The following is a 23,823-nucleotide window of genomic DNA, read 5'->3' as shown; positions in this document are numbered from 1 at the left end:
AGTCCTGTCAAAGCATTAAGGGTAAAACTGTTGTGCTGGTGGCTCACTCAGCCGCAACACTTCTTGTATTTTTTATCGGAGCCACACGGGCAGCGATCGTTGCGCCCTAACTCCGGCGCTGTTCCATCAACATAGTACCAGCGTTGATCCTCGCGAAGAAAGCGTGAACATTCATAGAGAGCGTGAATGCTGTTTTTTTCGCGGTATCGCGCAAAAAAGGTAACGAAAGCTTCATTATCATGGCTTCCGATAATACAACGAGTTACATTCAGACTTAACCATTCGGTGCCGGGAAAACTTTCAGATAAAAGCCCTGCAAGAGTGGATTCACGTTTGGCTGGATGCCAGGTCGAGACAAGGTAAGCAGCATCTTGCTTAGCATAAGCGCTGTAACGTGAACGCATGAGTTGTTCAGCAGTTGCCGGGGTTTGATTGCCTTTCAGAAAGGGCTCACAACATAGGCTATACTGCTTTCCGCTGCAGCAGGGGCACTTTTCAGACACGTAAGCTCCTGAGAGTGTGAAGAAGAAAAAATAATAAGCGCTATGGTAGCCGACCCCAAGCTGCGAAGCTATGTATTGAAGCAGGACCAGAGAACAGATGAGAAAAGTAAAAGTTGGATTGGCACTGGGTTCAGGCGCAGCCAAAGGATGGGCACATATAGGTGTAATCAAGGCCCTTGAACGCGCCGGCATTGAAATTGACGTTGTTGCTGGATGCTCTGTCGGGGCTTTAGTCGGTTCGGCTTACGTGAATAACCGATTAGCCGTGATGGAAAAGTGGGTCAGCGCCTTTAGCTATTGGGATGTCATTCGTCTGATGGATGTCTCTTGGCAACGCGGCGGATTACTGCGCGGTGAGCGGGTATTTAATCACATCCGACAGTTGATCCCACATGATTCTATTGAAGCCTGTAACAAGCCTTTTGGTGTCGTGGCGACCAATCTCAGCACAGGGCGGGAATTGTGGCTCACTGAAGGTGATCTTCATCAGGCTGTGCGTGCTTCCTGTAGTATGCCAGGCTTATTACCACCTGTCGGCTACAATGGTTATTGGTTAGTCGATGGCGCGGTAGTCAATCCTGTTCCTGTCTCGCTGACGCGAGCAATGGGTGCTGATATCGTTATTGCTGTTGATCTTCAACATGATGCACACTTAATGCAGCAAGACTTGTTATCGGTTACACCGCAAAACAGTGAGGAAGAAGCTGCTGCGGCTGCGTTAGACTGGAGAAGTAAGCTGCGTCAGCGTCTGGTGAATTTTACCCAGCGTCGCGCATCACAAACGCCTGGAGCGATGGAAATTATGACAACATCAATTCAGGTTTTGGAAAATCGCCTTAAACGCAATCGCATGGCAGGTGATCCTCCCGATGTTCTTATTCAGCCGTTTTGTCCGCAAATTTCCACACTGGACTTTCATCGAGCCGAAGAAGCTATTGAGGCAGGTAAGGCCGCTGTTGAGAAAAAAATGGATGAACTTTTACCGCTGGTCCGCAGTAGATAATCAGGTTGTTCATTCACAGATGTCACTTCGGTCAATTCTGAAAGGCGCAACTGCGTTTTATGAACCACTATTGAATTATCTGGTACGCAGGGGGAGAGAATGGAAAAACCACTAATCGGCAAAAAGATACTCATTGTCGAAGATGAGGCCGTTTTCCGTTCGTTGCTGGACCAATTTTTGTTATCGATGGGTGCTGTGACGTTACAAGCGGAAGACGGTGTAGACGCGATAGCGCAGCTACAACAGCACACTGTTGACCTTATAATTTGTGATCTTGAGATGCCGCGTATGAACGGCATTCAGTTTGTGGAGCATATTCGGACACGGGGTAATAGTGTACCGGTGTTGGTTATCTCAGCCACAGAAAACATGGCTGACATTGCCCATGTCTTGAGATTAGGTGTACAGGATGTGCTGCTCAAACCGCTGAAAAACTTTGAACGCTTTCGTGAAGCGGTATACGAATGCCTTTACCCTTCGATGTTTACCTCTAAAGTCGAAGAGGATGAACAGCTGTTTCAGGACTGGGACGCCTTAGTTCGTGATCCCAAAGCCGCCGCAAAATTGCTTAAGCAACTTCAGCCGCCGGTACAGCAAAATATCGCCAATTGCCGCGTCAATTATCGTCAGTTAACCATGGCTGAGCAGCCGGGCTTGGTGCTGGATATTGCCGCGCTATCTGACAAAGATCTGGCTTTCTATTGTTTGGATGTTACCCGAGCAGGCGACAATGGCGTTCTGGCTGCGCTGCTCTTACGGGCGCTGTTCAATGGCTTGCTGCAAGAACAGTTGTCGGGACAAAAACAGCTGCTTCCTGAACTCAACGGTTTGCTCCGGCAGGTAAATCTACTCTTGCGGCAAGCAAACCTGAGCGGTCAGTTTCCGCTCTTAGTGGGTTATTATCACCGCGGTTTGAAAAATTTGATATTGGTTTCAGCAGGTTTAAATGCCACTTTGCATGTTCATGCCCATCAAATTCAACTCAGTAATGGGGTTCCCCTTGGCACTATGGGAAGTACCCACCTCAACCAGATCAGTCAGCGTGCAGACACCTGGCAATGCCACGTATGGGGCGCTGGTGGCCGCATTCGTCTGATGTTATCTGCTGAAGAATAGACAGAAAAACAAAATTCTCCTGGCGCTGGAGACAGGTCCAGGAGATGGCTTTACACTTGGGTAATAGTCTTAATTTCTGCGGATTCACTTCTTCCAGGATAAATCCGTTCGATAGTAACTGATATACTCATTTCCGAATTTAAACCGACATATCAAGTATTAACTTGAACGGCCTATAAGAGAGGTATCTTAATGTCTGCCTATAAGTCCAAAGTAAAAAAAGCGGTAATCCCGGTAGCTGGTTTGGGTACACGCATGTTGCCTGCCACTAAAGCGATTCCGAAAGAGATGTTACCGCTGGTCGATAAGCCGTTAATCCAGTATGTCGTTAACGAGTGTATCGCGGCTGGAATTAATGAAATTGTGCTGGTAACGCACTCTTCTAAAAACGCCATTGAGAACCACTTCGATACCAGCTTTGAATTGGAATCCATGTTGGAAAAACGTGTTAAGCGTCAGTTGCTGGATGAAATTCAGTCTATCTGTCCTCCACATGTCACCATCATGCAAGTTCGACAAGGTATCGCTAAAGGCCTTGGCCATGCGGTTATGTGTGCGCATCCACTGATCGGTGATGAGCCTGTTGCGGTTATTCTGCCGGACGTGATCATCGATGAATATGAATCAAATCCGACCAAAGATAACCTGGCAGAAATGCTGAGCCGTTATGAAGAGTCTGGCCGCAGCCAAATCATGGTTGAGCCTGTTGCCGATGTAACCGCTTACGGTGTGGTAGATTGCCAGGGCGCAGAACTGAACCCAGGTGAAAGTGCTCCGATGGTTGGCGTTGTTGAAAAACCAAAAGCGGCTGAAGCACCTTCAAATCTGGCTGTAGTAGGACGTTATGTTCTGTCTGCTGATATCTGGCCACTGCTGGCTAAAACGCCTCCAGGTGCGGGTGGTGAAGTTCAGCTGACTGACTCCATTGCTATGTTGATGGAAAAAGAAACCGTTGAAGCTTACCACCTGAAAGGTGTTAGCCATGACTGCGGTAACAAACTGGGCTACATGCAAGCTTTCGTTGAGTATGGTGTTCGTCACTCAGTATTGGGCAAAGATTTCTCTGAATGGCTCAATAACGAGATCGGCAACAAAAAGTAATTTATAAACACGGGATAACTCAATGAAAGTCACTGTATTTGGTATCGGCTATGTCGGTCTGGTTCAGGCTGCGGTGTTGGCCGAAGTCGGACATGACGTTCTGTGCATTGATGTCGACGAAAACAAGGTCGAAAACCTCAAAAAGGGCATCATCCCTATTTTTGAACCAGGTTTGACGCCGTTAGTAATGTCTAATTACGAAGCGGGCCGCCTTAAGTTCAGCACCGACGCTAAATTGGGCGTCGATCATGGTGTGATGCAATTTATTGCTGTGGGCACGCCACCCGACGAAGATGGTTCTGCCGATCTAAAATATGTTACCGCCGTGGCACGAACCATTGCGCAGCACATGAACGATCATAAAGTGGTTATCGACAAATCTACCGTTCCTGTTGGAACCGCAGATAAAGTGCGTTCGGTAATGGCTGAAACACTGCAGGCGCGTGATGCTAACATCAGTTTTGATGTGGTTTCTAACCCTGAGTTTCTTAAAGAAGGTGCTGCGGTAAATGACTGTATGCGCCCAGAGCGCATCGTTGTCGGCACCGACAATGATGAGGTGGTAGAACTGTTACGCGAGCTCTATGAGCCGTTTAACCGTAACCACGATCGCATGATTTTGATGGATATCCGAAGTGCAGAACTGACTAAGTACGCCGCGAACTGCATGCTGGCGACTAAAATCAGCTTCATGAATGAGATGTCGAACCTCGCTGAGCGCTTAGGCGCAGATATTGAAAAAGTGCGCCAGGGTATTGGATCTGATCCACGCATTGGCTATCACTTCATCTATCCAGGCTGTGGTTATGGCGGCTCATGCTTCCCGAAAGATGTACAGGCACTGATTCGCACCGCTGAGTCAATTGGCTATCAACCACGCCTTTTACAGGCCGTGGAAGATGTGAATGACAACCAGAAGAATAAGCTGCCTACGTTCATTAAGCGTCACTTCGGCGACAACCTGAGCGGTAAGACCTTTGCTTTGTGGGGTTTATCGTTTAAGCCGAACACCGATGACATGCGTGAAGCCTCCAGCCGTGTGCTGATGGAAACACTGTGGGAAGCGGGCGCGTCGGTTCAGGCTTTTGATCCTGAAGCAATGGATGAAGCGCAACGCATCTATGGTCACCGCAGCGATCTTAAGCTGATGGGTACCAAAGAAGCAGCATTGCAGGGCGCTGACGGGCTGGTGATTTGTACGGAATGGCAGAATTTCCGTGCACCTGACTTTGACGTCATCAAAAATGCACTGAAAGAACCCGTGATTTTTGATGGTCGTAACCTGTATGATCCAGAGCGTACAAGCAAACGCGGTTTCGTTTATTATGCAATCGGCCGCGGAGCGTCCATCAATATTGCGTAATTGACGAGGGATTTATGAACTTTCTGGTAACCGGCGCCGCAGGCTTTATTGGATTTCATGTTAGCCAACGCTTGTTGGCCGCCGGTCACCAGGTTGTCGGAATCGACAACCTGAATGACTATTACGACGTCAACCTCAAAAAATCCCGCCTCGATTTAATAAAGCACTCTCCCGATTTTAATTTTATTGAACTGGATTTAGCCGACCGTGAAGCTATGGCTTCACTTTTTCAGCAGCATCAATTCCAACGCGTCATTCATCTTGGCGCGCAGGCAGGGGTTCGTTACTCAATTGAAAATCCCGGCGCCTATGCAGATGCTAACCTCATTGGCCATCTCAATGTTCTTGAAGGATGCCGTCACCATAAAATAGAGCATCTGCTCTACGCATCCTCCAGTTCGGTATATGGTCTCAACCGTAAAATGCCTTTCTCTACCGACGATAGCGTTGACCATCCTGTATCGCTTTATGCGGCGACTAAAAAAGCCAATGAGCTGATGTCGCATACCTATTCGCATCTTTATCAATTACCGACCACAGGATTGCGCTTCTTCACCGTATACGGTCCTTGGGGACGCCCCGATATGGCATTGTTCAAATTCACACGGGCGATGCTCGCCGGTGAAGCCATTGATGTTTATAACCAAGGCCAAATGAAGCGTGATTTCACTTATATTGATGACATTGCTGAAGCCATTGTGCGTTTGCAGGATGTCATTCCGCAGAAAGATGATAACTGGAGCGTAGAAACAGGCTCGCCTGCTACCAGTTCTGCGCCTTACCGTGTTTATAATATTGGTAACAGCCATCCAGTGACATTAATCAGTTACATTGAAGCAATTGAAAAAGCGCTGGGAATCACCGCCATTAAAAATTTAATGCCAATGCAGCCTGGCGATGTACTTGAAACCAGCGCCGATACGCAGGCTTTATTTGATGCGATTGGCTTTAAGCCGCAAACCAGCGTTGAAGAGGGCGTTAAGCGCTTTGTCGATTGGTATCGTGACTTTTATAAAATTTAAAGATAAAAAAAGGAAGCCTTGGCTTCCTTTCCCTGATGTGTAAAAGGCAGGGTCTGTAATCGATCAAAATGACCCGCCAAATTACGAAGCACTCACTGCTATTAAAGCAAAAAGTCTTCTAGCTGTTTACCTTGTTCTTCAAGGGCTTTTTTAATAACGGCTGGAGTACGACCTTGACCTGTCCAGGTTTTGGTTTCGCCATTTTCATCAACGTACTGATATTTTGCAGGACGTGCTGCACGCTTGGCTTTGCCTGAGGTTTTGGACTCAGCTAATGCGCTGAGCAGCTCATTAGGATCTATACCATCTGCCATCAGCATTTCACGGTATTGTTCAAGCTTACGCGTGCGCTCTGCGTTTTCCGCTTCAACTTGAGATTCTTCCTCGCGGCGTTCATTCACCACAACTTCCAGTTTCTCCAGCATTTCTTCAAGCGTTTCAACTGTACATTCTCTGGCTTGAGCACGCAGAGTGCGGATATTATTAAGAATTTTAAGTGCTTCGCTCATTGTCCTGATCTCTGAATAATGAATAAAAGAGTTGTTCTGCCCGCTAATAATAGTGTTGGCAAAAAATAACTTCAACAGCAAATTATGTTCATGAGTTAATGAGGGATATTAAATTCATCTTTGAGAGACATAACCTAAACGAGACGCTAAGAAATTACTGAGTAGAAAATTTATATATCCAGAAACCTTATATAAAATAAGGTGTCATTTATTTTATGACTAAAAGTGATGATTACTGACTTAAAGACAGCCTTATGTACTTTTAGTTTCAACGAAAGTTCTCCCGCTCACTAAAATAGTGGGGCATTAATAGCCGATTAGCTGAGCAGTTGTACAATACATCACCATTAATTCTCAGCGGCGTGTTTGATCGTTTGTGCTAAAATGGCCGGCATTCTGTTTCGTCCAAACTGAGATTCAGCTCATATGGCTCAACTCTATTTTTATTATTCCGCTATGAATGCCGGGAAGTCGACTGCGCTATTACAGTCATCTTACAATTATCAGGAACGTGGTATGCGGACGTTGGTTTATACCGCGGAGATAGACGACCGTTTTGGTGTGGCTAAAGTCAGCTCCAGAATTGGTCTTTCATCACCTGCTTCGCTTTATAATTCAGAGACTAAGCTTAACGTTGATATTGCCGCAGAACATGCGCGTCAGCCCGTGCACTGCGTTCTGGTTGATGAGAGCCAGTTCTTAACGCGCGAACAGGTTAAAGCGTTATCAGACGTCGTTGACGACCTTGATATCCCGGTGCTTTGTTATGGGTTACGCACTGATTTCCGCGGTGAGCTTTTTACGGGCAGTGAATATCTACTCGCCTGGGCTGACAAGCTAGTGGAACTGAAAACGATCTGCCATTGCGGGCGTAAAGCCAGCATGGTGCTGCGGTTAGACAGCAACGGCAAGCCTTTTAGTGAAGGAGAGCAGGTAGTGATTGGCGGTAACGAGCGCTACATTTCTGTATGCCGTAAACATTATAAGCAGGCAATTGACCAAGGCTCGCTCCAGGCGATACATGGAACACGGTCTGTTGAAACGTGATCGCGAAGTAACAGAAACAAAAAACCCGCCGCAGCGGGTTTTTTATTCATAAGCAATTACGCTTTTTTGGTTTTCTTCTCAACTTTCACGTCTTTCACCGGTTGAGCCGCAACGGCCTCTGCGATGCTTGAGAACGGTTCTACATATTCACGACCGTAGAAGGTATCCAGCATGATCTGTTTCAATTCAGCAATCAGCGGATAACGCGGGTTGGCGCCTGTACATTGGTCATCAAATGCGTCCTCTGCCAGTTTATCGACCTTCGCAAGGAAATCTGCCTCCTGAACGCCAGCTTCGCGTATAGATGTCGGGATACCCAGTTGCGTTTTCATCTCATCAAGCCATGCCAGCAGTCTTTCAATTTTCTGCGCAGTACGGTCACCTTCACGACTCAGACCTAAATGGTCAGCGATTTCCGCGTAGCGACGACGGGCTTGCGGACGATCGTACTGACTAAATGCCGTTTGCTTGGTTGGGTTGTCATTCGCGTTATAACGGATGACGTTAGCAATCAGCAGAGAGTTAGCCAGACCGTGCGGAATATGGAATTCAGAACCGAGTTTGTGTGCCATTGAGTGACAAACGCCCAGGAAAGCATTAGCAAATGCGATACCCGCGATGGTTGCCGCATTATGTACGCGCTCGCGTGCAACCGGATTCTTAGCGCCTTCCGCATAGCTGGTGGGTAAATTCTCTTTCAATAATTTCAAGGCTTGTAATGCCTGGCCGTCAGAGTATTCATTCGCCAGCACCGAGACATACGCTTCAAGAGAGTGAGTGACTGCATCCAGGCCACCAAAAGCGCAAAGTGAACGCGGCATATCCATCACCAAATTGGCATCAACAATGGCCATGTCAGGTGTTAAAGCATAATCAGCTAATGGATATTTTTGACCTGTTGCATCGTCAGTGACCACAGCGAATGGCGTAACTTCTGAGCCTGTACCCGATGTGGTGGTAATCGCAACCATGCGCGCTTTTACACCCATTTTTGGGAATTTATAGATGCGTTTACGGATATCCATAAAGCGCAGCGCTAACTCTTCAAAATGGGTTTCAGGATGTTCGTACATCACCCACATAATTTTGGCCGCATCCATTGGTGAACCGCCGCCTAGCGCGATAATCACGTCAGGTTTAAAGCTGTTCATCTGTTCTGCGCCTTTACGTACGATGCTGAGCGTAGGATCGGCCTCAACTTCAAAAAATACTTCTGTTTCGATGCCGTGAGATTTAAGCACTCGCGTAACCTGGTCGGCATAACCGTTATTGAACAGGAAGCGGTCGGTCACGATGAATGCACGTTTTGCGCCATCAGTAGCTACTTCTTCCAGGGCGATAGGCAGCGAACCACGACGGAAGTAGATAGACTTCGGAAGTTTATGCCACAACATATTTTCAGCTCGCTTGGCGACAGTTTTCTTATTGATAAGATGTTTGGGTCCAACGTTTTCTGAGATGGAGTTGCCACCCCATGAACCACAACCTAATGTCAAAGACGGCGCAAGTTTGAAGTTGTACAAGTCGCCGATACCACCTTGCGAAGCGGGCGTATTAATCAAAATACGCGCGGTTTTCATTTTATCGCCGAAATAGTGTACGCGCTCAGTTTGGTTATCTTGATCGGTATAGAGGCAAGAGGTATGACCGATACCGCCCATCTCTACCAGTTTTTCGGCTTTGCTCACCGCATCCTGAAAATCTTTTGCACGATACATTGCTAATGTTGGTGAGAGTTTTTCATGGGCAAAAGGCTCTGACTCATCAACCAGTTTCACTTCGCCAATGAGAATTTTGGTATTCTGCGGCACTGAAATGCCTGCCATTTCAGCAATTTTCACTGCGGGCTGGCCGACAATGGCGGCATTCAACCCACCATTTTTCAGGATGATACCTTGAACAGCGCTTAACTCTGCGCCCTGCAGCATATAGCCGCCATGGCTTGAGAAGCGTTCACGTACGGCCTCGTAGACAGAATCCACCACAATGACGGATTGCTCAGAGGCACAAATCACGCCGTTATCGAAGGTTTTAGACATCAGGATAGAAGCGACAGCGCGTTTGATGTCTGCGGTTTCATCAATAACGACAGGGGTATTACCTGCACCCACACCAATGGCTGGCTTACCGGAACTGTAAGCGGCTTTCACCATGCCGGGGCCACCGGTCGCAAGGATCAGGTTGATATCTGGGTGATGCATTAACTGATTCGACAGTTCCACAGACGGTGTATCAATCCATCCAATGATATCTTTAGGAGCGCCAGCGGCAATAGCGGCCTGCAGGACAATATCTGCAGCTTTATTGGTGGCATCTTTTGCACGTGGATGAGGCGAGAAAATAATTCCGTTGCGGGTTTTAAGACTGATTAGTGCTTTGAAAATCGCGGTTGAGGTTGGGTTTGTAGTCGGAACGATACCGCAAATCAACCCAATCGGTTCCGCAATGGTAATCGTACCGAAAGTATCATCGGTATTTAACACACCGCAGGTCTTTTCATCTTTATAGGCGTTGTAAATATATTCAGAGGCGAAGTGATTTTTGATGACCTTGTCTTCAACAATTCCCATGCCGGATTCGGCTACAGCCAATTTTGCCAGAGGGATACGGGCGTCGGCGGCGGCGAGGGCGGCAGCGCGGAAAATAGCGTCAACCTGTTGTTGAGAAAAGTTGGCGTATTCACGCTGGGCTTTTTTTACACGTTCAACCAGTGCATTAAGTTCAGCGACATTAGTAACGGCCATGATGCTCTCCTGAAGGAAGTTAAACTTTTTAGTAAACAAGCCTGACCACTGAGTATAGTTCCGCTGCGTTAATGCGACGGTAACAGTTAAATTGTCAGGCTTTTCAGCTGCTTAATAAAAAATTCATACCATTCTGGGTGGAGCGCCCTGAATGCTTTTGATGCGGAAAGATTACCTGGTTTGAGGTAGGAGAATAATGATCTGGATCAATTTACATGCAAGCTGACACCATTCAGCTAACGGAAGCGTTTGAATCAATGCATCGGTTATTAAGTAATCACCTGAATGGCGGGCATAATTTGACGTATAGCGGCATGAACCATCACGATTTTAATATCTGGATGATCAAACCATATAAAACGCAAAATGACAGAATAAATACCTGAGAGACGCGCTGGCTTAGGCTTGGCTTTTGCCTTACATTAGGCGCGATTTTTTTCATTCTGGAATGGAGTTCATCGTGAACCCTGCGCTGTTAGATTTGTCTGGTTATGTTAAGTTTTTTGTGGGCCTTTTTGCTCTGGTTAACCCGGTGGGTATTATTCCGGTATTTATCAGTATGACCAGTTATCAGGGCGCAGCCGAACGCAATAAAACCAATCTTACGGCTAACCTGGCGGTGGCGATCATTTTATGGACTTCGCTGTTTTTGGGCGATGCCATTCTGCATATATTCGGTATTTCCATTGATTCATTCCGTATCGCGGGTGGAATTCTGGTTGTCACCATTGCAATGTCGATGATCAGCGGCAAGCTGGGTGAGGATAAGCAGAATAAGCAGGAAAAAACCGAAACGGCAATCCGCGAAAGTATTGGCGTTGTGCCCTTGGCGCTACCTTTAATGGCCGGGCCAGGCGCAATCAGTTCAACAATTGTGTGGAGTACGCGTTATCACAGTTGGCTTAATTTATTAGGTTTCAGCCTTGCTATAGCGATTTTTGCGTTTTGCTGTTGGTTGTTATTCAGGGCGGCGCCGCTCATGGTGCGTGTACTTGGCCAAACCGGTATTAACGTTATTACACGCATTATGGGTTTATTGCTCATGGCACTGGGTATTGAATTTGTCGTTACCGGAATGAAAACACTCTTCCCCGGATTAGTCGGTTAAAAAAGTACGGCTTATTTTTCCTGTAAAAGGAAAAAGCGAACCATAAAGGTGCAATATTCCCTTTTGTTGCACCTTTATGATGCAGGTATTCGTCTTGCTAAACATAGCCTGCCTATTATCATATTCATTACTACAGCCGCAGCATTGAAAATAATTATGTGATAATCATCACATGATAATCCTCTGTATATTGTTTTCTTCACGTTACTAAAAACCATGTTTATCTGCTAATCCCTCTTTTATTACCACTCTCTTGACGCTTTCCCGCATTATCACTAAAAAAATACATAATTGTCATTTTGTGAGCGTATTAACGTCATCATTAGGTTTTAAGTCTTATTTTTCATGCGCTTAATCTATTTTTAGGCTAAAAATTAACACTTTCGCCCAAGCAATTCTCATGATAAAAGAGAATCAGGTAACATTTTTGTTATTTTGCTTTGGCGCCCTTCGAATGCTTCTGATAATTTCGTCGCTCCAAAAAAATTTTACCGATCAGACAAAAGTGAGAACGATTTTTGCTTAAAGGCTATCGGGATTTATAAATTTAAGGTTGGCGCTGTCGAATGATTGGGATAATGAACTCGCAAAAAACTGTGATGCATTTAGCCATGAGCTTAACGCTCGTCATGCCCCTCACTTACGCTGCAACGGTTCCTGATGACATCAAGCTTGCGCCTAATCAACAAATTGTTATTAACAATGGCAGTGAAGTGGCTTCACTCGATCCGCATAAAACCGAAGGTGTACCTGAATCAAATATTATTTTGAATTTACTTGATGGATTGGTGAATACCGACAACGCCGGCAATGTCGTGCCGGGCGTGGCGGAATCATGGCAAAACCAGCAGGGCAAAGTCTGGGTCTTCACGCTGCGCAATAACGCTAAATGGAGCGACGGCAAACCCGTCACTGCGCAAGATTTTGTCTATAGCTGGCGCCGACTCGCCGATCCTAAAACCGCTTCGCCTTATGCAAGCTATCTGCAGGCTGCGCATTTTACGAATATAGATAACGTCCTTGATGGTAAAATGTCACCCGAGCAACTGGGTGTAAAAGCGCTAGACGATCGGCATCTGCAAATCACCTTGAGTGAGCCAGTGCCTTATCTGGTTGCTATGCTGGCACATACCGCAATGAAACCGGTCTACGCACCCGCCATAAAACAGTGGGGTGAAGCCTGGACACGTCCAGAACATTACGTGGGCAATGGCGCATACACCTTGAGCGACTGGGTGGTGAACGAGAAAATCGTGCTGAAGCGCAATCCGCTTTACTGGAACAATGCACGCACTGTGATTGAGCAGGGCACCTTCTTACCCATTGCTTCCGAAAACAGTGACATCAATCGCTACCGCAGTGGCGGCACTGATATCACTAACAGCGCGGTTCCGCCTGAAATGTTCAAGCGCCTGCAGGGTGAGCTTGGCGATCAGGTCAAAGTCAGCCCGCTGCTCTGCACCTTCTATTACGAGATAAATAACAAGAAGCCGCCATTTAATGATCCTCGCGTGCGCGCGGCCATCAAAATGACGTTAGATCGCGATATCATCGCCAATAAAATCATGGGGCAAGGGCAAATTCCTGCCTATAGCTTCACGCCGCCCTTTACCGCAGGCATGACATTATCGCCACCGGCGTGGTTTGAGCAATCACAGCAGCAACGTAATGAACAAGCGAAGAAATTGCTCGCTGAGGCCGGTTTTGATGCTAAAAATCCACTGCGGTTCACGTTGCTTTATAACACGTCAGATCAAAATAAAAAGCAGGCGATTGCGGCGGCATCGATGTGGCAAAAAAATCTTGGCGCAACAGTTAATTTGCAAAATCAGGAGTGGAAAACCCTGCTCGAAACGCGTCACCAGGCACAATACGATGTCGTTCGCGCAACATGGTGTGCGGACTACAACGAACCTTCCACTTTCCTGAATATGCTGATCAGTAATGCCTCAATCAATACGGCTTTTTACAGCAGCGAAAATTTTGATCGGCTAATGGCTCAATCCCTTAACGCCAGTGATGAAGCACAGCGCGCAGCGCTCTATCAGCAAGCTGAAACACAACTCGACAAAGACTCACCAATTGTGCCAGTTTACTACCGCGTTAGTGTAGGTCTGGTGAAACCTTGGGTGGGCGGGTTTACCGGCACCGATCCGCAAGACATGACAGACCTGAAATACTATTTCATTAAACAACATTAAGTCGCGAATTTACCTGGCGAGACAGCCGGGAAGTTAGCGACCGTAAAGGCCACCATTCGGGGTCGATGACATCCTCAGGTGCTCACACCGAGGATCCCGGAAACGGGGGACGCCAAGGCGGAACAATGCCTGGGTGAAAATAAAAAAACTGGAGTGTAATAATGAACAACATCACGAAGAAAAGCCTTATCGCAGCAGGTGTGTTCGCGGCGATGAGCGCGCTGGCAGGGAACGCTGTTCAGGCGGCATCAGTGCCATCTGGCGTTGAATTAGCGGCAAAGCAAGAACTGATTAAGGGTAATGGCGATGAAGTGCAGTCGCTGGATCCGCACAAAATTGAAGGTGTGCCTGAATCAAACGTTAACCGCGATTTGTTAGAAGGTCTGTTGATCAGTGATGTTCAGGGTAAACCTGTTCCGGGCGTGGCTGAAAGCTGGGAAAATAAAGAGGCTAAAGTCTGGACTTTCCATCTCCGTAAAGACGCCAAATGGTCTAACGGTGAGCCCGTTACCGCACAAGATTTCGTCTTTAGCTGGCAGCGCCTGGCCGATCCAAAAACGGCTTCCCCTTACGCCAGCTATCTGCAGTACGGCCATCTGCTGAATGTTGATGACATCATTGCAGGCAAGAAAAAACCGTCTGAGCTGGGCGTAAAAGCCATTGATGACCACACGCTGGAAGTGACGTTGAGCGAAGGTGTGCCTTATTTCTATAAGCTGCTCATTCATCCCTCTATGTCACCTGTATACAAACCAGCAATTGAAAAATTTGGTGATCAGTGGACTCAGCCGCAAAACTGGATCGGCAACGGCGCATTTAAGCTGGAATCACACATTATCAACGAACGTATTACGCTGGTTCGTAACCCGCAGTATTGGGATAATGCCCATACCGTGCTGAATAAAGTGACGTTCCTGCCAATCTCTTCAGAAGTCAGCGATGTTAACCGCTACTTCTCAGATAACGGCAGTGATATGACTTATAACAACATGCCAATTGAGCTGTTCAAAAAGCTACAGCGTGACAATGGCAAAGAGCTGCATGTTGATCCTTATCTCTGTACTTATTATTACGAAATCAATAACCAGAAAGCGCCGTTTACCGATCCACGCGTTCGTGCTGCGCTGAAGCTGGGTATCGATCGTGACATCATCGTAAATAAAGTCCTGGCGCAAGGCCAGATGCCGGCTTACAGCTTCACGCCTCCGGCAACCGATGGCATGGATATTCTGCCGCCAGACTGGTTCAAATGGCCGCAAGAAAAACGTAATGAAGAAGCGAAAAAATTGTTAGCTGAAGCGGGTTACACGGCGGATAAGCCGTTGACCTTCAACCTGCTGTACAACACCTCCGATTTGCATAAGAAATTGGCAATCGCAGCATCTTCTATCTGGAAGAAAAACATTGGCGTTAACATCAAGCTGGAAAATCAGGAATGGAAAACCTTCCTGGATACGCGTCATCAGGGGAACTTTGATGTTTCACGCGCGGCATGGTGTGCTGACTACAATGAACCGACTTCATTCCTGAACATTATGTTGTCAGACAGCAGCAACAACACCTCGCATTACAAGAGTGCTGACTTCGATAAAGCGGTACATGAAGCCTTAAGCGCAGCAGATGACAAAGCGCGCGCGGCAGATTATCAGCAAGCTGAACAGGTTCTTGATAAAGATTCAGTGATTGTACCGCTGTTCTATTACGTGAACGCGCGTCTGGTGAAACCTTATGTCGGTGGTTATACCGGTAAAGATCCACTGGACAACGTCTACGACAAAAACTTGTATATCATTAAACATTAATAGCACACAGGCTATCGGCAGCGGCGGCGCTTCTCGCGCCGCCTTTTTTAGTTTTATTGCGTTGTGAAGCAACAGCCTGGTGGATACGGCAATGTTAAAATTCATTCTGCGTCGATTGCTTGAAGCAATCCCGACGCTCTTCGTCTTGATTACGATCTCATTTTTTATGATGCGCCTGGCGCCCGGCAGCCCATTCAGCGGCGAGCGCACATTATCGCCAGAAGTCATGGCCAACATTGAGGCGAAATATCACCTCAACGATCCGATCGGTAAGCAATATCTGGATTATCTGGTTCAGCTCGGTCATGGCGACTTTGGCCCATCATTTAAATACAAAGATTACTCCGTGAACTACCTTGTCGCCCACGCCTTCCCGGTTTCGGCCAAGCTTGGACTGGCGGCCTTTTTGCTGGCAATGGTGCTGGGTGTGACGGCGGGTGTGGTCGCCGCTTTGCGGCAAAACAGCCTATGGGATTACGCCGTGATGGGGGTGGCAATGACCGGCGTGGTGATACCCAGTTTTGTGGTCGCGCCGCTGCTGGTCTTGGTATTCGCGATCACGCTGAAGTGGTTACCGGGTGGTGGCTGGAACGGCGGACAATGGAACTACATGCTGCTGCCGATGGTAGCCCTTTCGCTGGCTTACATCGCCAGCATCGCGCGTATTACCCGTGGTTCGATGATTGAAGTCATGCACTCTAACTTTATTCGTACTGCCCGCGCCAAAGGCTTGCCGCTGCACCGTATCGTTTTACGCCATGCGCTGAAACCCGCACTGCTGCCTGTTATCTCCTATATGGGACCGGCTTTTGTCGGCATCATCACCGGTTCAATGGTGATCGAGTCTATTTACGGTCTGCCAGGCATAGGCCAGCTGTTCGTCAATGGCGCATTAAACCGCGATTACTCGCTGGTCATGAGCCTGACGATTCTGGTCGGTGTGCTTACCATTGTATTTAACGCGATTGTCGACGTGCTTTATGCCGTCATCGATCCAAAAATTCGCTACTGATTCTGGAGTTCGCCATGATGTTGAGTAAGAAAAACAGCGAAGCTCTTGATGCATTCAGTGAAAAACTGGAAGTAGAAGGGCGCAGCCTTTGGCAGGATGCGCGTCGCCGCTTTATCCATAACCGTGCAGCATTGATCAGTTTGTTGGTTCTGCTGTTGATCACGCTGTTTGTCATCATTGCACCGATGCTGTCGCAGTTCGCCTATGACGACACCGATTGGGGCATGATGTCCGCAACGCCAGACACCACGTCAGGACACTGGTTTGGCACCGACTCTTCGGGACGTGACTTGTTAGTGCGCGTTGCCATTGGCGGTCGAATTTCCTTGATGGTAGGGATTGCTTCCGCGTTGATCGCGGTGATTGTCGGCACGTTATACGGTTCGGTTGCCGGTTATCTCGGCGGGAAAACTGACTCGGTCATGATGCGTATTCTTGAAATACTGAACTCATTTCCGTTCATGTTCTTCGTCATTTTGCTGGTGACTTTCTTTGGCCGTAACATTTTGCTGATCTTTGCCGCCATCGGCATGGTTTCGTGGCTGGATATGGCACGTATTGTACGTGGTCAAACCCTGGGACTAAAACGCAAAGAGTTCATAGAAGCAGCGCATGTTGGCGGCGTCTCAACGTTCAACATTGTGTTACGTCATATCGTGCCGAATGTGCTTGGCGTGGTGGTGGTGTACGCCTCTTTGCTGGTGCCGAGTATGATTCTGTTCGAATCATTTCTGAGCTTCCTCGGCTTAGGTACGCAAGAGCCGCTCAGCAGTTGGGGTGCGTTGCTCAGTGACGGCGCCAATTCAATGGAAGTCTCTCCGTGGCTGCTGTTTTTCCCGGCGGGTTTCCTGGTCGTTACGCTGTTTTGTTTTAACTTTATCGGCGATGGCCTGCGTGATGCCCTCGACCCGAAAGATCGTTAAGGAATTTCCCGATGACTATTCATGAATTTCAGCCAGCCCTGGCTGCCCGTTCGGGAAGTGATCTGCTGTTAGATGTTAAAGATTTACGCGTCACCTTCGATACGCATGATGGCGATGTCACCGCCGTTAATGACCTGAATTTCTCACTGCGTGCTGGCGAAACGCTGGGTATTGTCGGCGAGTCTGGTTCAGGCAAATCACAAACCGCTTTTGCATTAATGGGGCTGTTGGCGAAAAACGGCCGCATCGGCGGTTCGGCGATGTTCAACGGCAATGAGATTCTCAATCTGCCCGAGAAAAAGCTAAATAAACTGCGTGCCGAGCAGATTGCCATGATCTTTCAGGATCCTATGACATCGCTCAATCCCTATATGCGCGTGGGTGAGCAGTTGATGGAAGTGCTTAAGCTACACAAGGGCATGAACAGCGCACAGGCGTTTGAAGAGTCAGTGCGCATGCTAGACGCAGTAAAAATGCCGGAAGCGCGCAAGCGCATGAAGATGTATCCGCATGAGTTTTCTGGTGGTATGCGTCAGCGCGTCATGATCGCTATGGCGCTGATGTGTCGTCCAAAGTTGCTGATTGCAGATGAACCTACTACAGCGTTGGATGTGACAGTGCAAGCGCAGATCATGACGTTGCTGAACGATCTGAAGCGTGAGTTCAACACGGCCATTATCATGATCACCCATGATCTGGGTGTCGTGGCCGGGATCTGCGACAAAGTGCTGGTCATGTATGCCGGACGTACCATGGAATATGGTCGTGCGCGCGATGTGTTCTATAAACCGGCACACCCTTATTCGATTGGCCTGCTCAATGCCGTTCCGCGTCTGGATGCAGAAGGTGAGAGCCTGACGACCATTCCAGGCAATCCACCCAATCTGCTGCGCCTGCCGCAAGGTTGTCCGTTCCAGCCGCGCTGTCCTCACGCCATGGACATCTGTACCCAAGCGCCGCCGCTATTACCGTTTGAAGAGGGACGTTTACGCGCCTGCTTCAAACCGGTGGAGGAATTAGTATGAGCACCGTAGCTGAGAAAAGAGTGTTGCTTGAAATCGCCGACCTGAAGGTGCATTTCGATATCAAAGATGGCAAACAGTGGTTCTGGCAGCCATCAAAAAGCTTAAAAGCGGTGGACGGCGTCAGCCTGCGTTTGTACGAAGGCGAGACGCTGGGCGTGGTCGGAGAGTCAGGCTGTGGCAAATCCACCTTAGCGCGTGCGATCATCGGCTTGGTAAAAGCCACAGATGGCCGCGTTGCGTGGTTAGGGCGCGACCTGCTGGGACAAAGTGAAGAGGAGTGGCGCAAAGCCCGCAGCGATATCCAGATGATTTTCCAGGATCCGTTGGCTTCACTGAACCCGCGCATGACCATTGGCGACATCATTGCTGAGCCGCTGCGCACCTATCATCCCAAAATGGCGCGTCAGGAAGTCAAAGATCGCGTCAAAAATATGATGATGAAAGTAGGGTTACTGCCAAACCTGATAAACCGTTATCCGCATGAATTTTCAGGCGGCCAATGTCAGCGTATTGGTATTGCGCGTGCGCTGATTCTTGAGCCAAAGCTGATCATTTGTGATGAGCCGGTTTCAGCGCTCGACGTGTCAATTCAGGCGCAGGTGGTCAACCTGCTACAGCAGTTACAACGTGAAATGGGCTTGTCACTGATCTTTATCGCGCACGACTTGGCTGTCGTGAAGCATATTTCCGATCGTGTCCTGGTGATGTATCTCGGACATGCTGTGGAATTAGGCACTTACGATGAGGTTTATAGCAATCCGCAGCATCCTTACACCAAAGCGTTGATGTCTGCGGTGCCCATTCCCGACCCGGATCTGGAAAAAAACAAGCAGATTCAATTGCTGGAAGGTGAGCTGCCTTCGCCAATTAATCCGCCATCCGGCTGCGTGTTCCGCACCCGATGCCCGATTGCTGGACCAGAGTGTGCGAAAACGCGTCCATTACTGGAAGGCAGTTTCCGCCATGCGGTCTCTTGTCTCAAGGTCGATCCGTTATAAAACAAAACGCCGGGCAGTTACCCGGCGTTTCTTCATCATTGGCGCTTATTCACGCCACAAGATATGGCACAGTTTATTATCTTTCTCGCGGCACAGCAGAACGCGCGCAAACACATCAGTAATCGGTTCACCGTCCGCTTCACCTAATCCGATCACGACTTCTGCGAAGAAGTCTGGATTCAGATCGTAATCAACATGTTCAGACCAGTCTTCAGACGGATCGAACAATTCTGCGCCGCCACGCTCTTCGAATTGTAAATTGAAGAGGATGATATCCGCCGGATCGAGGTTGTCACCTGCCAGTTCGAGAAAAATATCGTAAGCCTGTTCCAGGGTTTCGTCTTCGGTAAGGCGATTATTTAAATCCATGATCTATCCTGTTGCCCAAGGGCGTTTACACAATTTTGCTCGTTTTACAGTAAAGGACTAAAGAAGTAAAACAGTCGTTCAACGATACGTTGCCACCAGGCACGTTTCGCCCAGCGCTTGCCATCCAGCAGTCTTGAGCGGGCGATGTAATCATCCTGAACACAAGCAAGGTCGCTGCCAAAGCCTGCATCATCGACCACTAAGGTGATCTCAAAGTTGAGCCATAAGCTGCGCATATCCAGGTTAACCGTACCGACCAGGCTGAGTTGCCCATCAACCAGCACGCTTTTGGTATGCAGCAAGCCATCCTCAAACTGATAAATCTTAACACCCGCTTCCAGCAACTCACTGAAAAAGGCGCGGCTGGCCCAGCCTACCAGCAGTGAATCATTGTGGCGTGGTACCACAATGCTAACATTCACGCCACGTAAAGCTGCGGTGCAGATCGCATGTAACAGATCGTCGCTGGGCACGAAGTAGGGCGTGGTCATGATCAATTGCTCACGCGCGGAGTAAACTGCGGTTAACAAAGCCTGATGAATCATGTCCTCGGGAAAACCTGGACCCGAGGCGATAACTTGTACCGTGTGACCACTCTCTTTTTCGAAAGGCATGATGTTGCGATCGGGTGGCGGCGGAAGAATGCGTTTGCCGGTCTCAATTTCCCAGTCACAGCTAAAGACAATGCCCATTGCGGTTGCCACGGGGCCTTCCATGCGCGCCATCAAATCGACCCATTGTCCTACGCCTGCGTCCTGTTTGAAAAAGCGTGGATCCACCAGATTCATGCTACCGGTATAAGCAATATAGTTGTCGATTAATACTACTTTGCGGTGCTGGCGGAGATCCATACGGCGCAGAAACACACGCAACAAGCTGACCTGCAACGCTTCGACCACATCAATGCCCGCATTGCGCATCATTCCTACCCAAGGGCTGCGGAAGAACGTTACGCTGCCCGCTGAATCCAGCATCAGACGGCAATGTACGCCACGCCGTGAGGCAGCCATCAAGGACTCAGCAACTTCATCCGCCAGGCCACCGGGATGCCAGATATAGAACACCATTTCAATGTTATGACGAGCGAGCTGAATATCACGAATCAGCGCCTGCATGACTTCATCGGAGCTGGTTAACAGCTGTAGCTGGTTGCCTTTTACGCCTGCAATGCCCTGACGGTTTTGACACAGCTGAAAAAGTGAGCGTGCTACGTCGCTGTGTTCGGTGGCAAATATTTCACGACATTGTTTAAGATCGTTCAGCCACCTTGCGGTTGAAGGCCACATGGTGCGCGCACGCTCGGCGCGCCGTTTACCTAAATGTAGCTCGCCGAACGACAGATAAGCGATAATGCCAACCAACGGCAGAATATAGATAATTAACAGCCAGGCCATGGCTGAGGTCACGGCACGACGCTTCATCAGTACTCGCAGCGTGACTCCGGCAATCAGCAGCCAGTAGCCAAACAGCAATAACCAACTGATAAGCGTGTAAAAAGTGGTCATTAAGTGGACGTCCTGTTCGCGCTTTGGTCTGAGAAGTTTACGTGCAGATGTCGGTCAGTGAAACCCTTTATCGTTGACCCTTCACGATAAGAGATACGATTTGGCATTGGCGTACAGATCTCTATAATGCGTCCGCGTGATATCGATGTCAGAGAGGAAGTCATGAGACGAAGCAAAAATGAAGTAGCTCGCTGGAGAATGTTACGTCAGGCTCACCGCCGCCGCTCGCGTTGGCTGGAAGGGCAGTCACGACGCTATAAGCGCATTCACGGCATTCGGCATCAACTTGCTCAGCAGCAACGTCGTTCCATTCTGTTCATTACGCAAATTTTATAAAATAAAAAAGCCGCACGATGCGGCTTTTTTATTAATGTCCGGTCATCACTAATTTTAGGTTGACCAGCTGTAGCGCGGCGGCAAGAACAATCAGCATGACAATCAAATGCTTTCTACGCTTCCAGCCATGTTTGCGCCACAGCATAATCGCTGAGCCAATCAGTACAGCAATAACCAACAGCAGCGCCAAAATAACCATTTGCATAATGCAGAGCCCAATCAAAAAAAATGGCTTCTGCGCTGATGCTCAGAAGCCATTTTTATATAATGCGGAAATTAAAAAACGCGTTTGAACGGCTTTACCGCAACGTTCTTATATACGCCTGCGGCAATGTAAGGATCATCTTCAGCCCAGGATTGAGCGGTTTCCAGTGATGGAAACTCAGCAATAACCGTTGAACCCGTAAAACCCGCTACACCCGGATCGTTGCTGTCAACAGCGGGCATGGGTCCAGCAATGATCAGGCGACCTTCTTCATGCAGCAGTTTCAGGCGTGCGAGATGTGCAGGGCGCACGGCGTTACGTTTTTCCAGTGAGTCGGCATTGTCTTCTGCATAAATGACGTAAAGCACTTGGTAGCTCCGATTAATTCTTCTGAATTTCGCAACACGTTAAGTGATCGTTAATCAGAGTGCAAACGAAAGAAGAGATGCGCAACTTTAGTGAGCATCCAGGGTTTAAAAAACGCTTTTCTTTCAACCTGGCTGCAGCAGTTATTGAAACTGATTGCTATTTGCATTTAAAATCGCTGCTTCACTCAATGACTGCGATTGTTATGACCACGCTGACTATGCCATTACCAAAACGCACGCCGATTTCCATGTTACTTTCCGTTGCATTACACGGCGCGGTGATTGCAGGCGTCCTTTATGCCTCGTATAACCAGGTTATTGAAGTTCCTAAGGCGTCGCAGCCGATCAGCGTAACGATGGTGGCTCCAGAAGTGCAGCCTGAACCGGCACCGGCTGTTGTACAACCGCCACAACCGGAACCGCAACCTGAGCCAGAGCCTGAACCGGTTCCTGAGCCACAGCCTGCGCCGGAACCGCCTAAGCCTGTGCCCGTTCCCATTCCTAAGCCCGAACCGAAGCCGAAGCCGAAACCTAAGCCAGAACACAAACGCGAGCAGCCGAAGCGCGAAGTGAAACCGCGTCAGGAAAGTAAGCCGCAGGCGAATCCCTTTAAGCAAGAGGCGCCGACGACACAAACTAAGCCGACTACTGCGCCTAAAACGAATCCTGCGCCGACACAATCGGTCTCAAATGGACCCAAAGCGCTGAATGTCAGCAAACCTGCTTATCCCGCACGTGCTTTTGCGTTGCGTATAGAAGGGCGCGTTCGTGTGCAGTTTGATGTGGATAGCGATGGCCGCGTTGATAACATCCGCGTGCTCTCAGCGGAGCCGCGTAATATGTTTGAGCGAGAAGTGAAGCAGGCGATGAAGAAGTGGCGTTATCAGAGTGGTCGTCCGGGACAAAATTTGACCATGAATATCGTGTTCAAAATGAACGGTGGCGCAAGTATCGAATAACCGTTCTTTATTGAGGATGGTGTAATGTGGGGGCGTCCGACAGTTAACGCGTTTTTCTGTTAACCATCGGACTCACCTTCCCAGACTCGGACGTTGAGAGTTTTCAACCTTATCCGTTAGATTTCGCCAGCACAGTTTATTTCAACGTCACTCAGGCATGGGGTTGCTGATTGGCTCGGCCTTGCGGCAGTGGACGAGAGTTTCCTTCATTATCCACCGCAACATAAATAAACACCGCTTCCGTCGCGCAATATGTCTGGCCAATCGGTTCTGACGAGACTTTCTTGATCCATACCTGAACGTTAATCGTCATGGAGCTGTTGCCAGTGCGAATGCAATTGGCATGGCAGCTCACGACATCTCCCACAGCGACCGGCTTGAGGAACGTCATACCGTCCACACGCACTGTCACTACGCGTCCTTCTGCAATTTCCTTAGCCAGAATTGCGCCGCCCATGTCCATCTGCGACATGAGCCAGCCACCAAATATATCGCCATTGGCATTGGTATCCGCCGGCATGGCTAAGGTACGCAACACCATTTCGCCTTGCGGCAACTTATGCTTATCGTCCATTGCTTCAGTTTCTTATGCAGGTGATGGCGG

General features: G+C 48.5%; 23 protein-coding genes. 15 read left to right on the top strand and 8 right to left on the bottom strand.

Going from position 1 to position 23,823, the window contains the following annotated elements; all coding sequences use genetic code 11:
• Positions 1 to 47: 47 nt before the first annotated feature.
• A complete protein-coding gene (locus tag ACF2G4_RS06115; RefSeq protein ID WP_243077813.1) occupies positions 48 to 503 on the bottom strand; it encodes a YchJ family protein in 456 nt (151 codons plus the stop codon).
• Positions 504 to 600: 97 nt separating this feature from the next.
• Here ACF2G4_RS06115 and rssA point away from each other — a divergent pair, with 97 nt between their 5' ends.
• The 5 genes from rssA (at position 601) to ACF2G4_RS06090 (ending at position 6,108) form a co-directional block, all read left to right on the top strand.
• Positions 601 to 1,506: a patatin-like phospholipase RssA gene (rssA, locus tag ACF2G4_RS06110; protein WP_243077814.1), complete on the top strand. Its 906-nt coding sequence runs from the start codon at positions 601 to 603 to the stop codon at positions 1,504 to 1,506.
• A gap of 99 nt (positions 1,507 to 1,605) precedes the next feature.
• The gene (gene rssB / locus ACF2G4_RS06105; RefSeq protein ID WP_215846669.1) at positions 1,606 to 2,622 is read left to right on the top strand and encodes a two-component system response regulator RssB; all 1,017 of its coding nucleotides are present in this window, start codon (positions 1,606 to 1,608) and stop codon (positions 2,620 to 2,622) included.
• Between the two features lie 192 nt (positions 2,623 to 2,814).
• Positions 2,815 to 3,723, top strand: coding sequence for a UTP--glucose-1-phosphate uridylyltransferase GalU (gene galU / locus ACF2G4_RS06100; protein ID WP_215846670.1), 909 nt, complete (start codon positions 2,815 to 2,817; stop codon positions 3,721 to 3,723).
• A 22-nt stretch (positions 3,724 to 3,745) separates the two neighbouring features.
• On the top strand, positions 3,746 to 5,086 hold the full coding sequence (locus ACF2G4_RS06095; RefSeq protein ID WP_243077815.1) for a UDP-glucose/GDP-mannose dehydrogenase family protein: 1,341 nt from the start codon (positions 3,746 to 3,748) through the stop codon (positions 5,084 to 5,086).
• A gap of 14 nt (positions 5,087 to 5,100) precedes the next feature.
• Positions 5,101 to 6,108 carry an NAD-dependent epimerase gene (locus tag ACF2G4_RS06090; protein WP_215846672.1) on the top strand — a complete coding sequence of 336 codons (1,008 nt, stop codon included), beginning with the start codon at positions 5,101 to 5,103 and terminating at the stop codon, positions 6,106 to 6,108.
• A 101-nt stretch (positions 6,109 to 6,209) separates the two neighbouring features.
• Here ACF2G4_RS06090 and hns read toward each other — a convergent pair whose 3' ends face one another.
• Positions 6,210 to 6,617, bottom strand: coding sequence for a histone-like nucleoid-structuring protein H-NS (hns, locus tag ACF2G4_RS06085; RefSeq protein WP_409075952.1), 408 nt, complete (start codon positions 6,615 to 6,617; stop codon positions 6,210 to 6,212).
• Positions 6,618 to 7,043: 426 nt separating this feature from the next.
• Between hns and tdk the strand changes: the two genes are divergently transcribed.
• Positions 7,044 to 7,664 (top strand): thymidine kinase, encoded by a 621-nt coding sequence (gene tdk / locus ACF2G4_RS06080; protein ID WP_215846673.1) that lies wholly within the window; start codon positions 7,044 to 7,046, stop codon positions 7,662 to 7,664.
• A gap of 56 nt (positions 7,665 to 7,720) precedes the next feature.
• Here tdk and adhE read toward each other — a convergent pair whose 3' ends face one another.
• Positions 7,721 to 10,408 carry a bifunctional acetaldehyde-CoA/alcohol dehydrogenase gene (adhE, locus tag ACF2G4_RS06075; protein ID WP_332628220.1) on the bottom strand — a complete coding sequence of 896 codons (2,688 nt, stop codon included), beginning with the start codon at positions 10,406 to 10,408 and terminating at the stop codon, positions 7,721 to 7,723.
• A 460-nt stretch (positions 10,409 to 10,868) separates the two neighbouring features.
• Here adhE and ACF2G4_RS06070 point away from each other — a divergent pair, with 460 nt between their 5' ends.
• From ACF2G4_RS06070 to oppF, 7 genes are all read left to right on the top strand, one after another.
• Entirely contained in the window at positions 10,869 to 11,516 is a 648-nt protein-coding gene (locus tag ACF2G4_RS06070) for a YchE family NAAT transporter (RefSeq protein ID WP_370661485.1), read from the top strand.
• 578 nt (positions 11,517 to 12,094) lie between these two features.
• Positions 12,095 to 13,717, top strand: a complete 1,623-nt coding sequence (locus ACF2G4_RS06065) for an ABC transporter substrate-binding protein (RefSeq protein WP_409075700.1) — start codon at positions 12,095 to 12,097, stop codon at positions 13,715 to 13,717.
• A 161-nt stretch (positions 13,718 to 13,878) separates the two neighbouring features.
• Positions 13,879 to 15,519: an oligopeptide ABC transporter substrate-binding protein OppA gene (oppA, locus tag ACF2G4_RS06060; RefSeq protein ID WP_243077818.1), complete on the top strand. Its 1,641-nt coding sequence runs from the start codon at positions 13,879 to 13,881 to the stop codon at positions 15,517 to 15,519.
• Positions 15,520 to 15,610: 91 nt separating this feature from the next.
• Positions 15,611 to 16,531 carry an oligopeptide ABC transporter permease OppB gene (oppB, locus tag ACF2G4_RS06055; RefSeq protein ID WP_215846676.1) on the top strand — a complete coding sequence of 307 codons (921 nt, stop codon included), beginning with the start codon at positions 15,611 to 15,613 and terminating at the stop codon, positions 16,529 to 16,531.
• Between the two features lie 14 nt (positions 16,532 to 16,545).
• Positions 16,546 to 17,454 carry an oligopeptide ABC transporter permease OppC gene (gene oppC, locus ACF2G4_RS06050; protein WP_243077819.1) on the top strand — a complete coding sequence of 303 codons (909 nt, stop codon included), beginning with the start codon at positions 16,546 to 16,548 and terminating at the stop codon, positions 17,452 to 17,454.
• 11 nt (positions 17,455 to 17,465) lie between these two features.
• Positions 17,466 to 18,479, top strand: a complete 1,014-nt coding sequence (locus ACF2G4_RS06045; RefSeq protein ID WP_215846678.1) for an ABC transporter ATP-binding protein — start codon at positions 17,466 to 17,468, stop codon at positions 18,477 to 18,479.
• A complete protein-coding gene (gene oppF / locus ACF2G4_RS06040; RefSeq protein ID WP_243077820.1) occupies positions 18,476 to 19,477 on the top strand; it encodes a murein tripeptide/oligopeptide ABC transporter ATP binding protein OppF in 1,002 nt (333 codons plus the stop codon). Before ACF2G4_RS06045 ends, oppF begins: the two co-directional genes overlap by 4 nt.
• Before the next feature lie 45 nt (positions 19,478 to 19,522).
• Here oppF and ACF2G4_RS06035 read toward each other — a convergent pair whose 3' ends face one another.
• Positions 19,523 to 19,846, bottom strand: coding sequence for an HI1450 family dsDNA-mimic protein (locus ACF2G4_RS06035; protein ID WP_215846680.1), 324 nt, complete (start codon positions 19,844 to 19,846; stop codon positions 19,523 to 19,525).
• Positions 19,847 to 19,890: 44 nt separating this feature from the next.
• Positions 19,891 to 21,351: a cardiolipin synthase gene (gene cls / locus ACF2G4_RS06030; protein WP_215846681.1), complete on the bottom strand. Its 1,461-nt coding sequence runs from the start codon at positions 21,349 to 21,351 to the stop codon at positions 19,891 to 19,893.
• A gap of 162 nt (positions 21,352 to 21,513) precedes the next feature.
• Here cls and ACF2G4_RS06025 point away from each other — a divergent pair, with 162 nt between their 5' ends.
• Positions 21,514 to 21,687, top strand: a complete 174-nt coding sequence (locus tag ACF2G4_RS06025; RefSeq protein ID WP_215846682.1) for a YciY family protein — start codon at positions 21,514 to 21,516, stop codon at positions 21,685 to 21,687.
• A gap of 31 nt (positions 21,688 to 21,718) precedes the next feature.
• Here ACF2G4_RS06025 and ACF2G4_RS06020 read toward each other — a convergent pair whose 3' ends face one another.
• Both ACF2G4_RS06020 and ACF2G4_RS06015 read right to left on the bottom strand, forming a co-directional pair.
• Positions 21,719 to 21,892 carry a hypothetical protein gene (locus ACF2G4_RS06020; RefSeq protein WP_215846683.1) on the bottom strand — a complete coding sequence of 58 codons (174 nt, stop codon included), beginning with the start codon at positions 21,890 to 21,892 and terminating at the stop codon, positions 21,719 to 21,721.
• A 71-nt stretch (positions 21,893 to 21,963) separates the two neighbouring features.
• Positions 21,964 to 22,260 carry a YciI family protein gene (locus ACF2G4_RS06015; RefSeq protein ID WP_215846684.1) on the bottom strand — a complete coding sequence of 99 codons (297 nt, stop codon included), beginning with the start codon at positions 22,258 to 22,260 and terminating at the stop codon, positions 21,964 to 21,966.
• 203 nt (positions 22,261 to 22,463) lie between these two features.
• Here ACF2G4_RS06015 and tonB point away from each other — a divergent pair, with 203 nt between their 5' ends.
• Positions 22,464 to 23,219 (top strand): TonB system transport protein TonB, encoded by a 756-nt coding sequence (tonB, locus tag ACF2G4_RS06010; RefSeq protein ID WP_243078493.1) that lies wholly within the window; start codon positions 22,464 to 22,466, stop codon positions 23,217 to 23,219.
• 151 nt (positions 23,220 to 23,370) lie between these two features.
• Here tonB and yciA read toward each other — a convergent pair whose 3' ends face one another.
• On the bottom strand, positions 23,371 to 23,793 hold the full coding sequence (yciA, locus tag ACF2G4_RS06005; RefSeq protein WP_215846685.1) for an acyl-CoA thioester hydrolase YciA: 423 nt from the start codon (positions 23,791 to 23,793) through the stop codon (positions 23,371 to 23,373).
• Positions 23,794 to 23,823 lie beyond the last annotated feature (30 nt).

The sequence above is a fragment of the Pantoea phytostimulans genome (genome assembly GCF_046118715.1).
GTDB lineage: Bacteria > Pseudomonadota > Gammaproteobacteria > Enterobacterales > Enterobacteriaceae > Pantoea > Pantoea phytostimulans.
This window is presented reverse-complemented; position numbering and strand designations above follow the sequence as displayed.

What these genes read in the sequence shown, in the direction of transcription:
- oppA (WP_243077818.1), top strand. Translation starts at nt 13,879, where the DNA reads ATGAACAACATCACGAAGAAAAGCCTTATCGCAGCAGGTGTGTTCGCG.
- ACF2G4_RS06035 (WP_215846680.1), bottom strand. Translation starts at nt 19,846, where the DNA reads ATGGATTTAAATAATCGCCTTACCGAAGACGAAACCCTGGAACAGGCT.
- cls (WP_215846681.1), bottom strand. Translation starts at nt 21,351, where the DNA reads ATGACCACTTTTTACACGCTTATCAGTTGGTTATTGCTGTTTGGCTAC.
- oppF (WP_243077820.1), top strand. Translation starts at nt 18,476, where the DNA reads ATGAGCACCGTAGCTGAGAAAAGAGTGTTGCTTGAAATCGCCGACCTG.
- galU (WP_215846670.1), top strand. Translation starts at nt 2,815, where the DNA reads ATGTCTGCCTATAAGTCCAAAGTAAAAAAAGCGGTAATCCCGGTAGCT.
- ACF2G4_RS06025 (WP_215846682.1), top strand. Translation starts at nt 21,514, where the DNA reads ATGAGACGAAGCAAAAATGAAGTAGCTCGCTGGAGAATGTTACGTCAG.
- tdk (WP_215846673.1), top strand. Translation starts at nt 7,044, where the DNA reads ATGGCTCAACTCTATTTTTATTATTCCGCTATGAATGCCGGGAAGTCG.
- oppC (WP_243077819.1), top strand. Translation starts at nt 16,546, where the DNA reads ATGATGTTGAGTAAGAAAAACAGCGAAGCTCTTGATGCATTCAGTGAA.
- rssA (WP_243077814.1), top strand. Translation starts at nt 601, where the DNA reads ATGAGAAAAGTAAAAGTTGGATTGGCACTGGGTTCAGGCGCAGCCAAA.
- ACF2G4_RS06090 (WP_215846672.1), top strand. Translation starts at nt 5,101, where the DNA reads ATGAACTTTCTGGTAACCGGCGCCGCAGGCTTTATTGGATTTCATGTT.
- adhE (WP_332628220.1), bottom strand. Translation starts at nt 10,408, where the DNA reads ATGGCCGTTACTAATGTCGCTGAACTTAATGCACTGGTTGAACGTGTA.
- ACF2G4_RS06065 (WP_409075700.1), top strand. Translation starts at nt 12,095, where the DNA reads ATGAACTCGCAAAAAACTGTGATGCATTTAGCCATGAGCTTAACGCTC.
- ACF2G4_RS06045 (WP_215846678.1), top strand. Translation starts at nt 17,466, where the DNA reads ATGACTATTCATGAATTTCAGCCAGCCCTGGCTGCCCGTTCGGGAAGT.
- ACF2G4_RS06095 (WP_243077815.1), top strand. Translation starts at nt 3,746, where the DNA reads ATGAAAGTCACTGTATTTGGTATCGGCTATGTCGGTCTGGTTCAGGCT.
- yciA (WP_215846685.1), bottom strand. Translation starts at nt 23,793, where the DNA reads ATGGACGATAAGCATAAGTTGCCGCAAGGCGAAATGGTGTTGCGTACC.
- rssB (WP_215846669.1), top strand. Translation starts at nt 1,606, where the DNA reads ATGGAAAAACCACTAATCGGCAAAAAGATACTCATTGTCGAAGATGAG.
- oppB (WP_215846676.1), top strand. Translation starts at nt 15,611, where the DNA reads ATGTTAAAATTCATTCTGCGTCGATTGCTTGAAGCAATCCCGACGCTC.
- ACF2G4_RS06020 (WP_215846683.1), bottom strand. Translation starts at nt 21,892, where the DNA reads ATGCAAATGGTTATTTTGGCGCTGCTGTTGGTTATTGCTGTACTGATT.
- tonB (WP_243078493.1), top strand. Translation starts at nt 22,464, where the DNA reads ATGACCACGCTGACTATGCCATTACCAAAACGCACGCCGATTTCCATG.
- hns (WP_409075952.1), bottom strand. Translation starts at nt 6,617, where the DNA reads ATGAGCGAAGCACTTAAAATTCTTAATAATATCCGCACTCTGCGTGCT.